General features: G+C 58.1%; 10 protein-coding genes, 1 tRNA gene and 3 pseudogenes. 2 read left to right on the top strand and 12 right to left on the bottom strand.

Features of this window, described 5'->3' with window-relative positions:
- Window position 1: 1 nt before the first annotated feature.
- From BSY240_RS22565 to BSY240_RS22525, 9 genes and pseudogenes are all read right to left on the bottom strand, one after another.
- The gene (locus BSY240_RS22565; RefSeq protein ID WP_069044178.1) at window positions 2–1,003 is read right to left on the bottom strand and encodes an NAD-dependent epimerase/dehydratase family protein; all 1,002 of its coding nucleotides are present in this window, start codon (window positions 1,001–1,003) and stop codon (window positions 2–4) included.
- A 54-nt stretch (window positions 1,004–1,057) separates the two neighbouring features.
- Window positions 1,058–2,152: a DegT/DnrJ/EryC1/StrS family aminotransferase gene (locus tag BSY240_RS22560; protein WP_069044177.1), complete on the bottom strand. Its 1,095-nt coding sequence runs from the start codon at window positions 2,150–2,152 to the stop codon at window positions 1,058–1,060.
- Entirely contained in the window at window positions 2,149–2,730 is a 582-nt protein-coding gene (locus tag BSY240_RS22555; RefSeq protein ID WP_069044176.1) for an acyltransferase, read from the bottom strand. Before BSY240_RS22555 ends, BSY240_RS22560 begins: the two co-directional genes overlap by 4 nt.
- Before the next feature lie 13 nt (window positions 2,731–2,743).
- Window positions 2,744–3,796: pseudogene (locus BSY240_RS22550) on the bottom strand (Gfo/Idh/MocA family protein).
- Window positions 3,797–3,803: 7 nt separating this feature from the next.
- The gene (gene tviB, locus BSY240_RS22545) at window positions 3,804–5,078 is read right to left on the bottom strand and encodes a Vi polysaccharide biosynthesis UDP-N-acetylglucosamine C-6 dehydrogenase TviB (protein ID WP_069044175.1); all 1,275 of its coding nucleotides are present in this window, start codon (window positions 5,076–5,078) and stop codon (window positions 3,804–3,806) included.
- Window positions 5,079–5,089: 11 nt separating this feature from the next.
- Complete coding sequence (locus BSY240_RS22540) at window positions 5,090–6,097, bottom strand: NAD-dependent epimerase (protein ID WP_069044174.1); 1,008 nt, start codon at window positions 6,095–6,097, stop codon at window positions 5,090–5,092.
- A gap of 424 nt (window positions 6,098–6,521) precedes the next feature.
- A complete protein-coding gene (locus BSY240_RS22535; protein ID WP_069044173.1) occupies window positions 6,522–8,465 on the bottom strand; it encodes a polysaccharide biosynthesis protein in 1,944 nt (647 codons plus the stop codon).
- 40 nt (window positions 8,466–8,505) lie between these two features.
- Entirely contained in the window at window positions 8,506–9,003 is a 498-nt protein-coding gene (rfaH, locus tag BSY240_RS22530; protein ID WP_069044172.1) for a transcription/translation regulatory transformer protein RfaH, read from the bottom strand.
- Between the two features lie 135 nt (window positions 9,004–9,138).
- Window positions 9,139–9,488: pseudogene (locus BSY240_RS22525) on the bottom strand (DDE-type integrase/transposase/recombinase); the annotation flags it as partial.
- Window positions 9,489–9,592: 104 nt separating this feature from the next.
- On the opposite strand from BSY240_RS22525, the pseudogene BSY240_RS22520 reads away from it, so the two are divergent.
- A pseudogene (locus tag BSY240_RS22520) lies at window positions 9,593–10,102 on the top strand (transposase); the annotation flags it as partial.
- Window positions 10,054–10,896, top strand: coding sequence for a putative bifunctional diguanylate cyclase/phosphodiesterase (locus tag BSY240_RS22515; protein ID WP_236759411.1), 843 nt, complete (start codon window positions 10,054–10,056; stop codon window positions 10,894–10,896). The pseudogene BSY240_RS22520 and the gene BSY240_RS22515, both read left to right, overlap by 49 nt.
- A 175-nt stretch (window positions 10,897–11,071) precedes the next feature.
- Here the strand turns inward: BSY240_RS22515 and BSY240_RS22510 are convergent, their stop codons facing one another.
- The 3 genes from BSY240_RS22510 to BSY240_RS22500 all read right to left on the bottom strand — a co-directional run bounded on the left by BSY240_RS22510 (window position 11,072) and on the right by BSY240_RS22500 (window position 14,135).
- Window positions 11,072–12,337, bottom strand: coding sequence for an MFS transporter (locus tag BSY240_RS22510; RefSeq protein WP_069044170.1), 1,266 nt, complete (start codon window positions 12,335–12,337; stop codon window positions 11,072–11,074).
- 390 nt (window positions 12,338–12,727) lie between these two features.
- Window positions 12,728–12,817 (bottom strand) — tRNA-Ser (locus BSY240_RS22505).
- 427 nt (window positions 12,818–13,244) lie between these two features.
- Entirely contained in the window at window positions 13,245–14,135 is an 891-nt protein-coding gene (locus BSY240_RS22500) for a LysR family transcriptional regulator (protein ID WP_069044169.1), read from the bottom strand.
- Between the last annotated feature and the right edge of the window lie 49 nt (window positions 14,136–14,184).

Below are 14,184 nucleotides of genomic sequence, written 5' to 3'. Positions count from 1 at the left end.
CTCATCCTTCCAGCCCCACAGCCGCGCGACGAGCAGCTACTTCCGCCTTGTGATTGGCCCGCCAGGCGATCAGCCGTTTCAGGCCTTCCCGCAGATCGATGGTGGCGTTGAAGCCGATTTCGGCGCTTGCCTTTTTCGGGCAACCAATACGGTTGCGCACAAGGGTGGCCTGGCTGCGCGGCGCGTAATTGATCGGCTTTTCACAAGCGGTAAGTTCAAGGAGCATCTCGGCAAGCTCCTTTAGTGACGTCCGCTTGCCCGTGCCGACGTTATAATTGGTGTCGACGGTGTCCGCCTTCATCGCGCAAATATTGGCAAGGCCGCAATCTTCAACAGCAACGAAGTCGAATGCTTCAGATCCATCGCCCATGATCGTCGGGCTATCGCCGCGATCGATCGCGTCGAGCATCTTCATGATCACCGCGATGTAAGCACCATGATAGTCCTGGCGCGGACCGTAGACGTTCATGTACCGCATGCCGACATAGGACAGGCCGTAGCGGTGATGGAACGCCCGCAGCATCGCCTCGCCGGCGATCTTGGTGGCACCGTAGAAGTTCTTATTATTGAAGGGATGATCCTCATCCATCGGCTCGCGCAATGCATCGCCATAGACCGAAGCAGAAGAGGAATACACCAAACGCTTCACGCCCTTGGCGACACAGGCCTCCATGACGTTGAACGTGCCGCGCACATTAACGTCGAAAGCGGTTCGCGGAAATTCGTGGCACTGCAGAAGCCACAAAGCGGCGAGATGGAACACGCCATCCGCGCCCTCGAAAGCCGATTCCAGGATATCCGTCTGCATGACGTCGCCGCCGACATCGTAAATCTTGACGCGCGGATCCTTCAGGGCTTCCTGAAGGTTTTCGCGGCTTCCTCGAACGAAGTTGTCGTAAACGAGGACTTCCTTGATGTCCTCCTTGATCAGACGATCCACAACATGGGAGCCGATGAGACCAGCACCACCTACAACAACGAGCTTCTTGCCCTTAAGATCCATTCTGTTTCCCCTGTTCAATGCATGACAGTGATGAATATAACGAAGCCGGCAGGCCTATTCGGCGCGCAAGACGGCTACGACTGCCTCTTGCGCCTCTGCGGTGAGGTCCGCGGACATGGGCAGTGACATTACTTGTCGGGCCAGGCTTGAAGCGACCGGTGTGGGTTCGCTGTTGCTCAGCGCTTGGTAAGCGGGCTGCTCGTTCAGCGGCACAGGATAGTGGACCGCAGTCGGGATGCCGGCCCGCTGAAAGGCTGCCTGCGTCGCGTCCCGGTCGTCCAGCAGAACGGTATACTGAGCGTACACACTTGTGCGATCCGCGCGCTGCTGGACGCGCTTCACGCCAGCCGCATCCAGCATTTCGTTGTAGCGAGCACCGATCTGAAGGCGCTGTTCGATCTCCCACTCGAAGCGGTCGAGCTTGGCGAGGGTCACGGCACATTGCAACGTGTCCATGCGCCCGCCGACGCCGATGCGGGTGTGCACATAACGCTTGCTCTGGCCATGTACACGAATCTCGCGGAATGCTTGGGCCAACGCGTCGTCGTCGGTCAGGATCGCGCCGCCGTCCCCGTAGCAACCAAGTGGCTTGCTTGGAAAGAAGCTTGTGCAGCCAATCGCCGACAGGTGTCCACTTCTGCGTCCCTTGTAAAGCGCGCCGAAGCTTTGGGCTGCGTCCTCGATAACGGATATGTTGCCGTGCCGAGCCGCGATCGCGTTGATTTCGTCCATATCGGCCGGCTGGCCATACAAGCTGACGGGCATGATCGCGCGCGTCCGCTCGGTGATTTTTGCTTCAATTAGGCTGACATCGATGTTGCAGGTGTCAGGCTCGACATCGACGAAAACCGGCTTGCAGCCGAGGAGAACTATGACCTCTGCAGTGGCAACGAAAGTGAAAGGCGTGGTTATGACTTCGTCGCCCGGCTTCAGACCCAGCGCCATGAGGCTGATCAGCAACGCCTCGGTGCCGCTTGCCACGGTGATGCAGTGCGCCGCGCCGGTATAGGCCGCCAGCTTGTCCTCCAGTTCCTTGACCTCGGGACCCATGATGTACTGGCCGTGGTCAAGAACGCGGTTGATGCGCTCCTGTATCTGCGGCTTCAAAGCCTGATACTGCGCCTTGAGATCGATGAAGGGAATTGTCATGCGCTCACACCTTTCAGCACGTCACCCGCAAGCTCGTAACGCTTTCCGGTGTGAGGACAGGTATAGGACCCTTCCCCTTTCACCGGTAGGGGGATCTGTTCGCCATATTCGCTCATCCAGCCTATCTGCCGCGCAGGCACGCCGACCATCAACGCGTAGGGCTTGACGTCCTTGTTCACCACCGCACCGGCGCCAATGAAGGCGAAGGCGCCAATCGTCGTGCCGCAGACAATAGTACAGTTGGCCCCGAGCGAAGCACCCCGTTGAACCAACGTATTGTGATACTCGTCCTTGCGCTCAATCAGCGCGCGCGGATTGTAGACATTCGTGAACACCATGCTGGGTCCGCAGAACACGCCTTCTTCCAGCGTGACGTTGTCATAAAGCGAGACGTTGTTCTGTATCTTGCAGCGGTCGCCCACGGTCACCTTGTTGCCGACGAAGACGTTCTGGCCGAGCGATACACCCTTGCCGATCCGCGCCCCGCCGCACACATGCACCCAGTGCCAGACACGGCTTCCCTCGCCGATCACCGCGCCATCGTCGATAATGGCGGTCGGGTGAACCTGATAGGTCATGATGCCCCGCCTCTCAATATTCAAGCGGAAGCGAAACGGTCTTGCCGTCGCGCGCGGAAATGTAGGCCGCGATCAAAAGCTCCAGCGACTTGAGACCTTCGCGGCCGTCGGTTTCCGGCTCGGCCTAGCCACGCAGCACGTCCACCACATTCTTGTAGTAGAGCGGATGGCCTAAACCGTAGACGGAGGTAGTTTCGTAATTGGCCGCCATGATCTCCTGGTCGTAATCCATCGACTCGTCGAAATCCCAGATTTGGATGTCGTTCACCGCGACGCCCCCCACGCGCACCGTGCCCTTCTCGCCCAGGATGGTGATGCTTCCCTCGAGGTTCTTTGGGAAGGTCAGCATCGTGACGCTCATGGAGCCGAGGGCGCCATTGCGCCATTTCACGTTGAGAACGCCCGTATCTTCGACTTCGATGTCGCGCGTGGTGCTCATCATTGCCTGCACCTTCTCAACCGGACCGATCAGCCAGTCGAGGAGATCGACGTAATGGCTGGCCTGGTTCATGAAGGCGCCGCCGTCAAATTCCCATGTGCCACGCCAGCCATGACCCTGATCGTAATAGGACTGGGGCCGAGTCCAGAAGACATTGAGATGCACCATGTGCACCTTTCCGAAGCGCTTCTCCATCATCGCGCGCTTCAACAGCTGCAATGTAGTATTGTGGCGGTTCTGCTTGACCACGAAAAGCCTGACGCCCGCCTCGTCGCAAGCGCGGACCATGCGCACGCCGTCAGCCCAGCGCGTCGCCATTGGCTTCTCGGTCATCACATGGACCTTGTACTTGGCGGCGAGCACGGCCTGTGACGGATGAATGCCGCTCGGCGTGCAGAGGGCGACAAGATCGATCTGCTCCTTCTGAAGCATTTCTTCCATGTCACTGTAGCCCGGGACATTGTATCGCTCGGAATGCTCCTTTAGGGCCGCCTCATCGGTGTCACAGACTGAGACCAATTCCATATGCGCGCCGTGGCGTTCGACTGAACCGAAATGGTTCTTGGAGATGCGTCCGCAACCCACAATGGCGATGCGGATCTTTCTGTCCAAAATTGCGTCAATCATATCTGTCTCACAAGCGTATGTCGGATTGCTCGGCCGACAGTACATATTTCAGGTCGTAAACCACGCACTTTGCCTTGCCCAGTGCACGGACGGCCTCAGCCCCCATGCTTTTGAACTGCTGATGCGCGACCGCGAGAATGACGGCGTCGTAATCGCCGTTTGCCGGTTCGTTCACCGGCGTGATGTCATATTCATGTCTGGCTTCTTCGGCAGAAACCCAGGGATCGTACACGTCGACCTCGCAATTGTAGTCGCGCAGTTCGCCCACGATGTCGACGACGCGCGTATTGCGCAGATCAGGACAGTTTTCCTTGAAGGCGAGGCCCATAACAAGCACGCGTGCGCCCTCGACCTGGATGCGCTTCTTGGTCATCGCCTTGACGAGTTGAGCCACCACATAGGTGCCCATGCCGTCATTCAGACGGCGCCCGGCGAGAATGATTTCGGGGTGATAACCAATCGCCTGCGCCTTGTGGGTGAGATAGTAGGGATCAACTCCGATGCAATGCCCACCCACCAGACCGGGACGAAACGGCAGGAAATTCCACTTGCTGCCCGCAGCCTTCAGAACCGCTTCCGTGTCAATGTCCATCTTGTTGAAGATGATCGCCAACTCGTTGATCAGGGCGATGTTCAGGTCTCGCTGAGTGTTTTCGATGACCTTCGCCGCCTCGGCGACCCGGATGCTTTCGGCCTTGTGCGTTCCTGCCGTGATGATCTCATTGTAGAGCGCGTCAATCAGGTCACTTATTTCGGGCGTCGAGCCGGAGGTCACCTTACGGATCGTTGTGACCCGGTGCTCCTTGTCGCCTGGATTAATGCGTTCCGGACTGTAGCCGCAGAAGAAATCAGCGTTGTACTTCAGACGGGAGTGCCGCTCTAGAACCGGTACGCAATCCTCTTCCGTGCAGCCGGGATAGACCGTTGATTCATAAATGACCATATCGCCCTTCTTGAGCACCTTGCCGACCGTCTCGCTCGCCTTCAGGAGCGGTGTGAGGTCGGGGCGCTTGAAGGCGTCGATGGGCGTTGGCACCGTCACGATGTAGCAGTTGCAGTCGCGCAGGTCATCAATTGATGAGCTGAATGTCAGATGTCTTGCGGCAGCGAGTTCTTCGCGCGTCGTTTCCAAGGTGGCGTCCACGCCGTTCCTCAGATCGTCGATACGCTTCTGGTTGATATCGAAACCGACGACCTCCCTCTTGCGGCCGAATTCGACGGCGAGCGGCAGACCAACATAACCAAGGCCGATAACGGCGAGCTTAACATCCTTAAGTTTCAATGCAATATTCCTCAAACGCTGTAATAGTCACGATACCACTTCACGAAATGAGCAATGCCGTCCGCAACCGTGGTGGACGGCTTGTACTGAAACTGTTCCACGAGATCGTTCACGTCGGCATAAGTGTCCGGCACATCTCCATCCTGCAACGGCAGCATCTCGAGTCGGGCCTTTTTCCCCAGCACATTTTCAAGCGCCCTGATATAATCCATCAGATCCACAGGGGCGCTATTGCCTATGTTGTAGATCCGCCACGGCGCGTTGCTGGTGCCCGGATCCGGGTTATCGCTCTGCCAGTTCGGATCGGGCCGCGCGGTTCGGTCGATGACGCGGAGTATGCCTTCGACGAGATCGTCCACATAGGTGAAATCCCGCCGGTGCCTGCCATGATTGAAGACCTGTAGTGGTTCGTCCGCCATCAGGGCCTTCGTAAACTTGAAGAGGGCCATGTCGGGTCGTCCCCAGGGCCCGTAGACTGTAAAGAACCTCAGACCTGTCGTGGGCAGCCCGAACAGGTGGCTGTAGGTATGGGCCATGAGCTCGTTGGACTTCTTGCTCGCCGCATACAGGCTCAGCGGATGATCAACGTTCTGGTGCACGGAGAATGGCATGGCCGTGTTCGCCCCGTAGACGCTCGACGTGCTGGCATAGACCAGATGTTCCACGCCGTTGTTGCGGCAGCCCTCGAGCACATTCAGGAAGCCGACAATATTGCTGTCTATGTAGGCGTAGGGATTCTCGATCGAGTAGCGTACGCCCGCCTGCGCGGCAAGATTGACGACCCGGTCCGGCCGATACCGCTCGAAGCACTCGCCCATTCCCTCACGGTTCGCCAGATCGAGCCGAAGATGCGTGTAGGCAGGATGGTTCGCAAACCGCGCGATGCGCGCCTCCTTCAGGGAGGGGTCGTAATAAGCGTTGTGATTGTCGACGCCGAGAACGCTGTCTCCGCGCTGCAGGAGACGCATGACGAGAGTTGCCCCGATAAAGCCCGCGGCACCGGTAACAAGCACCTTCACAATCGTTTCCTTCCCGGCCGAACCTAAATCCGACACTTGCGAATACTCAAAGCCCTGCGCGAACGACAGTCGCTAGGAGCACTCCCGGCCATCGGTCGCTCGGAACAGAGAGCAGTCCCCGTTCGTCTCGCCATCGCGAGCCAGCAGAGCAGCAAGGGCGGAAAATGCGTAGCGGCCATCGAACAAGCTACCGCAGTGCCATGCGCCGCAGGCGCATACACGTCAGTCCGGTCAATCGACCTTCAGCGGCACCTTTCTGTCGAAGCCGCCGCTGCAGGCTACGCGCGTCCCTGATAGCGCATCACCGGAGCTTTGAAAAGCCATCGGCGAAGCTCTTGTCGATATCAACACCCTCGCAAGCGCCACCACCTGCCCTGCAAGAGACCAAGCGCACCGCGCGTCACATCCAATTTGCAGGAAGACCCTAGATATGTTGCAGCGCTTCGGCTTCCGATTCATGCTCGAGATAAACCAGATCCACAATAGGCGCATCGGGGACATAGCCCGAGACCAGCGATTGAATGATTTGACGGATGACCCCGACGTCATTGATATTGGTTGCAAGCTCCAGACTTGCGAGCCGCACCTCCAACTCGCTCCAATCAACGAACTCATCCTTCGCCCGCATGATGCGCGGATGCGACGTCGGCGTGGGATTGTCGCCTATCAGCAACTCCTCATAAAGCTTCTCTCCAGGCCTCAGACCTGTCACGGTGATTTCTATGTCCCCGTCCGGATTGTCCTCGTCCCGGACGGACAGGCCCGAGAGTTCGATCATGCGCCGAGCTAGGTCCAGAATCTTCACCGGCTGCCCCATGTCCAACACGAAGACATCACCGCCTCTTGCCATCGCTCCCGCCTGAATGACCAGCTGCGCCGCCTCGGGGATCGTCATGAAATAGCGGGTCACCTCAAGATGCGTCAAAGTGATGGGACCGCCTTCGCGGATCTGCTGACGGAATTTAGGAACCACGGAGCCGGACGAACCGAGCACGTTACCGAAGCGGACCATCGTGAACTTCGTTCCCGACGAGTTGTCCGCGAGCGCCTGCAGCACCATCTCGGAGAGCCGCTTGCTGGCTCCCATGATATTGGTAGGCCGGACGGCCTTGTCGGTGCTGACCAGGACAAAATCCGCCACGCCGTTCTCGGCAGCCACCTGCGCCGTATGAAGCGTGCCGAATACATTGTTCTTCAGCCCCTCCGCAGGATTGTGCTCGACGAGCGGAACGTGCTTGTAGGCCGCGGCATGATAGACAGTGTCAGGAGACCAGGTCGACATGATCTCCTGCATACGAACGCGATCTTGAACGCTTGCCAGCAGCGGCACCAAGGCAATGTTGCGTTCGTTGCGCTTCTCCTCAAGCTCCTGATTGATGGCGTAGAGCGAGAATTCGGACTGCTCGACCAGGAGGAGCTTCGCCGGCCCAATGGCGATAATCTGGCGACATAGCTCGCTGCCGATGGAGCCGCCTGCTCCGGTCACGAGCACGACCTTGCCAAGGATATTGCGTGACAGGAGAATATGATTGGGCGATACCGGCTCCCGCCCCAACAGATCCTCGATGTCCAGTTCCCGCAGGTCCGACACGCTCACCTTGCCCTGCGCCAGCTCCACCAGACTCGGAAGCGTTCTGACCGCGACATGGACCTTGCGGATGCTCATGAGGATTTCGTTGCGGCGCCGGCGGGTGATGCGGGGCATTGCCAAGAGAACGCTGTTTATCGACAACGTTGTGACAAGATTCTCCAGATCCGAAGGGTCGTATATCCGCAGGCCGTTCAGGACGTGCCCGTGCAACCGCTGGTCATCGTCAAGGTAGCCGATCAGCTGCATCTCTATGCTGTTGGCCATCGCCTGCGCCAATTGCTGGCCCGCGTGCCCCGCACCATAGATCAAAACCTTTGGCCGAGCCGCCCGCTTGAGAATGTCGCGGTACTGGTCCCCGAGCCATACCCGCGCGAACACACGGGAAGCACCCACCAGAAGCAGGAGCAGTATCGGCTGAATGAGGCCAACCGTTCGGGGCACGTCGGACAGACCGATCACGGTGAAGAATGAGGCGTAAAGCACGCCGTAAATGCCGACCGCGCGTGCGACCGTCACCATGGCCGGCCAGCCGCTGTAGCGGAAGATGGCGCGGTAAAGCCCTGAAACGATGAAGATCGGTATCGCCAGACCGACGGACGCCGCTGCGGCGATCAGGGCGTTGCCCGACAATGCAACGAACTCGCCCAACCGCAGATAATAGGCGAACCAAAGCGCCAGAACGCACAGGCCCGTGTCAAGGCAGAGAACAACCGTGCGCTTCGACGCCCGCGACAGAGCCAGAACCGGAAATGCGAAATCTGAGAGACTGTATCTCAATCTGCCTGCTTCTCAGAGCACGAAATGCCCTGCCTACCTCTCACGGTACCTTGCGCAGGCTCGAAGAAGCCACGCGCAGTACAACCCGACGGCTCAGCAATTCGATCAGCACCATCGCCCTTCGATCGCCATCCGTCATCTGATAGACCCCTTCGATACCGTCGAATGCGCCGTGGGTGAGAGCCACCTTTTCGCCGCTCCGGAAGAGGGGCACCGGTTCGGCACCATGTCGCGCCTCACGGGCCTTCAATATCTCGATCAGCCTGTCATCGACCGGCGTTGGCTCCGTGCCGAAGCTGACCAGCCTGCTGACGCCGATCGTCGAGCGGATGGGGGTCCAGCTCTTGGCTGTCGGGCCACGCCCCAGGCGGACGAACAGATAGCGCGGAAACAGCGGCTGAACGGCAACCTCCAGCGTGCCTGAACGCACCACCTCGGCTGTATATGCAGGCAGGTAGCATTCATAACCCTGACGCTCCAGGTTTTCCAGAGCGCAGAGCTCGCGCCTGGGCTTCGTGTGAACCAGATACCAATGCACTGCAAACCCCCATCAAAGCGTCACCAGTAGATTGCCGTTAACCTCTCGTCAACCGGCCCGGCCATCGACGCAAACCCAAAGGTTCTGTCGCAAACTTTTGGCAGGGGCGCAGAAAACGGCTATCGCTGGACACAGTTATGCGGCGAGGGCGGCGAATTGTTGAAAGGCTGATGGCCATTGGTCGCAAACTGTTCCTTGCGGATCATATGTGCGACTTCCATCCCATCCAGTGTCGCTGATGCGGCTTGAAAGGATTTGAAGCCCTTCATTGGCCTTGTCAGCTTCTTGATGAAACGGTGATCCTGTTCAATCATGTTGTTGAGATATTTGGCTTGCAGAACTTCGATCAGCCAGAGCCAACCACGCAATAGCAGCAGGATATTCATGTTTTGCAACCCTGCCAAATTCGCACCGCTTTTGTCGATGACAACCTTTTCGGGCCAGCCATTATTCTCGATGGTGCGGGCGAAAAAATTGGTCGCGGCGGCGGCCTGATCGTGTCCCAGCGCGTGGTGTAGCTGGATTTCATAGCCATCGGTGATTTCCGGTAGGGTCGGATTGTTCAAGACCAACCTGAGGGACACCACCGATGACCGACGACATCATGAACCTGCGCTCACTCGTTGAGAAGAGCGCCGACGCCGATTTGCTACGGGATATGATCGGCTTTGCTGCCGAGAAGCTGATGGCGCTGGAGGTCGGGACGAAGACCGGCGCGGGCTATGGCGAGAAGAACGGCTTCCGACTTGCCCAACGCAACGGCTATCGCGACCGGGACTGGGAGACGCGGGCGGGCACCGTCGAGCTGCGTATTCCGAAGCTTCGCACAGGCAGCTACTTCCCGAGTTTCCCGGAGCCGCGCTGCATGGCGGAGAAGGCCCTGACTGCTGTGACCCAGGAGGCTTACATCCAGAGCGTTTCGACCCGATCCGGCGATGACCTCGTCAAGGCGATGGGCATGAGCGGCATCTCCACGAGCCAGGTATCCCGGCTCTGCGAGGAGATCGACGAGAAGGTGAAGGCCTTCCTCGACCGGCCCATTGAGGGGGAATGGCCATACCTCTGGATCGATGCCACCTATCTGAAGGTTCGTCGCGGCAGGAACTCCTCGATCGCGCACGGCAGAAATTTCTTCGTGCCGAAGAACTGCGCAAGGCGATCCAAAACGATGAGTTTCTGCTTCATTTCCAGCCGCAAATAGAACTGAAAACTGGTCTTGTGTCCGGCGTTGAAGCGCTCGTCAGATGGAATCATCCGTTGGAAGGTATGTTGCCTCCATCCGAGTTCATCTGTCTTGCGGAAGAAACGGGTGTAATCGTCGAGCTGGGTGAAGCAGTCCTCAAGAAAGCCTGCCACCAAGCCAAAAAATGGAGCATGAATGGTCGAGCCCGCGTCCCGGTGAGCGTCAACATGTCGCCGAAGCAGTTTCAAAATGCAGGTGTGGTTGATCACGTGAAAACTGCACTCAGGGAGAGCGGTTTGGACCCGTCGCTCCTTGAAATCGAGATTACCGAAAGTTCGGTCATGCGTGATATCGGTTCGGCCGTGGGCGTGATGAAAGAGCTCACCGATATGGGAGTCACTTTCGCAATTGACGATTTCGGAACCGGTTATTCGTGCTTGAATATGCTGAAAAAGCTCCCGTTCTCCCGTCTTAAAATCGATAGATCGTTCATCACAAACACGCCAGACGGCGAACAAGACTGTGCCATTGTCACGGCCATCTTGAACCTGGCGAGGAGCTTCAAGCTTCAGGTCGTGGCGGAGGGCGTTGAGACCATCGAGCAGGCGCAGTTCTTGCGCCTGGCGGGATGTGAACACGGGCAGGGCTATTTCTACAGCCGTCCCGTCTGTGTTCTCACCATTGATGCGCTTCTCGGCAATCAATATTAGCTCAGTTCCGGCCAGATCGTTGAAACCCCAAGCATTTAGAATGCACCACACTTCGCAATCGCGCGGTGCGCTATCGGTTGCAGAACTGAAGTGATCGGCCCAAGCCCCAGCTCAGTCACTTCTCAGACGGCTTAGGCATCGCAGCTCACGGTATGCTGCAGTTCGCGCGCACCAATCAGGGTTTGGCTACCGCTTCGCGTTCGCTTTCTGCTTGTTCCGAAGACCAAGCACCCGCAGCTTCTACCGCGACCGGTGTCGCAGTGGGCAGGACGCTGAGATAGCTCTCCGTTTCAACAATCGGCACGGGCGCCCGTTGAGTCATTCGATAAAGCGCATAGAGTCCTATTCCGATGAATGTTGCCCCGAGCACCGGCCAGAATGCGTAAGGATCAATCGCCTGCATCGCCCATCCGGTTACGAGCGGGCCCACGATCGCACCAAGCCCAAACGTGAATACAAGCCCTCCGGAGGCAGCCGGCATATCCTCCGCTGAGAGAGAGTCGTTAGTGTAAGCCAAAAACAAGGCATAAAGCGGCGTAGTGACGCCGCCGACAAAAAAGGCGGAAACCATCAGAAGCCAGAATTCGCCGCTGGAGACCAAGCCAAGCGCGCAGAAGGCTGCCCCAACAAGGGATGCCCCCAAAATCAGTTTGCGACGGTCCATGCGGTCGGAAAGCCAGCCTATGGGATATTGCAGGACCAGTGCTCCTGCAAAAAGCATGGCAACGAAAAGAGCAATCTGCGCCGACGTCATGCCAATCTGAGTGCCGAACACGGCCCCCATCCCGGATTGCGTGGCGTAAACACTGCCAAGAAGGAATATTCCTACCGTGCCCAGAGGGGAACCTTTGAAGAGTTGGCGCAAAGGCATGGGCCGCGCGACTTGAACCGCAGGGACGGAAGCTACGGACAGAAGGATGGGTGCAAAGGAGATAGAGACAAGGATGGAGGCCACAATGAACAAAACCGAAGTCCCGGCGTCACCCAGCGACAACAAACCTTGTGCACCAATAATGCCCAGCGTCTGCGCGATCATGTAGGCCGACAGAACTTTGCCACGCGTTTCATTGGTAGCAGCGTCGTTGAGCCAGCTCTCCGCGGCGACATAGATCCCGGACATGCAAAACCCGATCAATAACCGGAGTAAAGTCCAGGCCCAAGGTTCGGCCAGCAGAGGAAGGGCAATCAGTCCAGCTGACATGAAGCTACCGAGTGCTGCAAACACCCGCACATGACCCACTCGTCGGATCATAACCGGCGCGATCCGGGCACCGGATAGGAAGCCCATAAAATAGCCGGAGGTAACAATGGCCAGTTCGGCTGGCGAAAAACCTTCAATCCCACCTCGAAGGCCAATGAGGGTGAAGTGCATGCCGTTGCCCAGCATGATGAGCACGATGCCAAGCAAGAGAGCCCAAACCCGTAACAATACCGCTATCATGAGGAACTCTTTCATGGGCTGGACTGCAAGCAGTTGCTCAGGTTTGCATAGGCAGATCAATGACCTGATTGTTGCAGCGCCGCATCCGGATCCGTTTACGACAGGCAATCACAGATAACTTCCTCGTCTGCCTTCAATCGACTGCAAGACGAATGCCCCAATCCACCGCACCGGGATACCGCGAGCTCAGATAGCCTCAGAAAATCATCGATCGCGATTGGCATCGATCGGCACGCCACACAGCAGAAAATGTTTAGATCACATAGTCGCTCAAAGCCCCAACGCGAGGGCGTGCCTCAAACGTGGCCTTGGTCAATTGTATGATTGATTTCGACGATCAGCAGAAGCGAATTGACCTAGAGGAAGCCTTTGCACCCCAAGGGTTCACTATGGCGGAGAGGGTGGGATTCGAACCCACGATACCCTTGCGAGTATGCCGCATTTCGAGTGCGGTGCTTTCGACCACTCAGCCACCTCTCCGGTCACACTGGTCGGCGCTCACTGGCGCGGGCTGTCTCTTAGCGGCAACTCCCCCCCCATGCAAGCGCGAATATGACCGTTTTTCTATTTCGCTTTAGGAAAAGCGCACACCCCTGCAGAAGTCGCAAGAAAGCCAGCAATCTCTCCGCCTCTCTTCAACCTACTGTCGCGACGCGGACCCGGATCAAAGCCGCGCTTGCGCGAGATCCGGGTCAGACAATGAAGAACATCGGAGGCGTCAGCATAGCGACGGGCCAAAGCCCGGGACGCCGGGAATTCTCGTCACGTCAGGGCCGGAAAAATGGAAGCCGCAGGAGCCTGAGCATAGCGACCCTTCAGGGTCAGGCGGGACCGCCTTCACCCGGCCATGGCGTTCCGTGTGAAGGGGCAGTGAGCGTCGTCGGCAAAGTCTCACCCACCGCTGCCCTCACCTGCCCGGCCGCCCGAGCGTCCGGGCAATGTCGATGATGTCATCACGGGCGGCCGTCGGATCATCCTTGCTCCAAGCGACACCAAGCCCGATCTTCAGATCGATCCCCGTCACCTTCTTCAGCACCACGTCCCTGCCCGGCAAATCTGCCGTCCATTCTGGCGCAAAGCCGACGCCAAGACCTGAGGAGACAAGCGAGATCAGCGAGAAGGTGTCGTCACAGGTATAGGCGACATTGTCATTCAGCCCATGCTCCTCGAAGGTCTCTGCAAAATAGCGCTCGGTGAAGGACAGGTTCTGTCGTTTGAAGGCGATGATCTTCTCGGCCCTCAGATCCTCGATCGTCACCTCGTGTTTCGCGGCAAGTGGGTTTCCCATTGGCACGGCCAGCAGGTACCGCTCATGGGCAATCGAGAAGAAGCGCAGCGAGCCGATGTTCTCGACCGGTCGAATAAAGCCGAGGTTCAGCTTGCCGCATTCCAGCTGCCGGATGATTTCTGATGTCGAACCATTCGAGACATGCAGACGGATGTCGGGAAACTTCCGGCCGATCCGGGCAAGGAATGCCGGGAGTACGCCAGTCGTTGCCGGATAGATCGTGCCGATCCTGATCTCCCGCATGGTTCTGCCTCCTGCAGCCCGGGCCATCTCCGCAGACAGATCCAGTTCTCCCAGCATCCTGACACAGCGATCGTAGAACACCTCCCCTGCCCGCGTCAGTTCCACCTTGCGGGTTGAGCGTGTCAGCAACTGGACTCCAAGCCCCTTCTCCAACGCCTGGACCTGTGTGCTCAGTGCCGGCTGGGCGATGTTCACCCGCATGGCGGCACGACCGAAGTGGAGCTCCTCGGCGACAGCGACAAAATAGGAGAGTTGGCGGAGTTCCATCTATGCCTCCAGCCGCACTGACGAGCACTAAACGACAGAGGGCATTAGA

This window comes from Agrobacterium sp. RAC06, from assembly GCF_001713475.1.
In the GTDB taxonomy this organism is placed as follows: Bacteria; Pseudomonadota; Alphaproteobacteria; order Rhizobiales; family Rhizobiaceae; genus Allorhizobium.
The sequence above is the reverse complement of the archived record's forward strand: the minus strand, read 5'-3'. Positions and strand labels throughout refer to the sequence as shown.

Excerpts from the sequence above, each read along its gene's own strand:
- BSY240_RS22500 (WP_069044169.1), bottom strand. The coding sequence starts at position 14,135 with ATGGAACTCCGCCAACTCTCCTATTTTGTCGCTGTCGCCGAGGAGCTC.
- BSY240_RS22565 (WP_069044178.1), bottom strand. The coding sequence starts at position 1,003 with ATGGATCTTAAGGGCAAGAAGCTCGTTGTTGTAGGTGGTGCTGGTCTC.
- BSY240_RS22560 (WP_069044177.1), bottom strand. The coding sequence starts at position 2,152 with ATGACAATTCCCTTCATCGATCTCAAGGCGCAGTATCAGGCTTTGAAG.
- BSY240_RS22510 (WP_069044170.1), bottom strand. The coding sequence starts at position 12,337 with ATGATAGCGGTATTGTTACGGGTTTGGGCTCTCTTGCTTGGCATCGTG.
- BSY240_RS22515 (WP_236759411.1), top strand. The coding sequence starts at position 10,054 with ATGGCCATACCTCTGGATCGATGCCACCTATCTGAAGGTTCGTCGCGG.
- BSY240_RS22555 (WP_069044176.1), bottom strand. The coding sequence starts at position 2,730 with ATGACCTATCAGGTTCACCCGACCGCCATTATCGACGATGGCGCGGTG.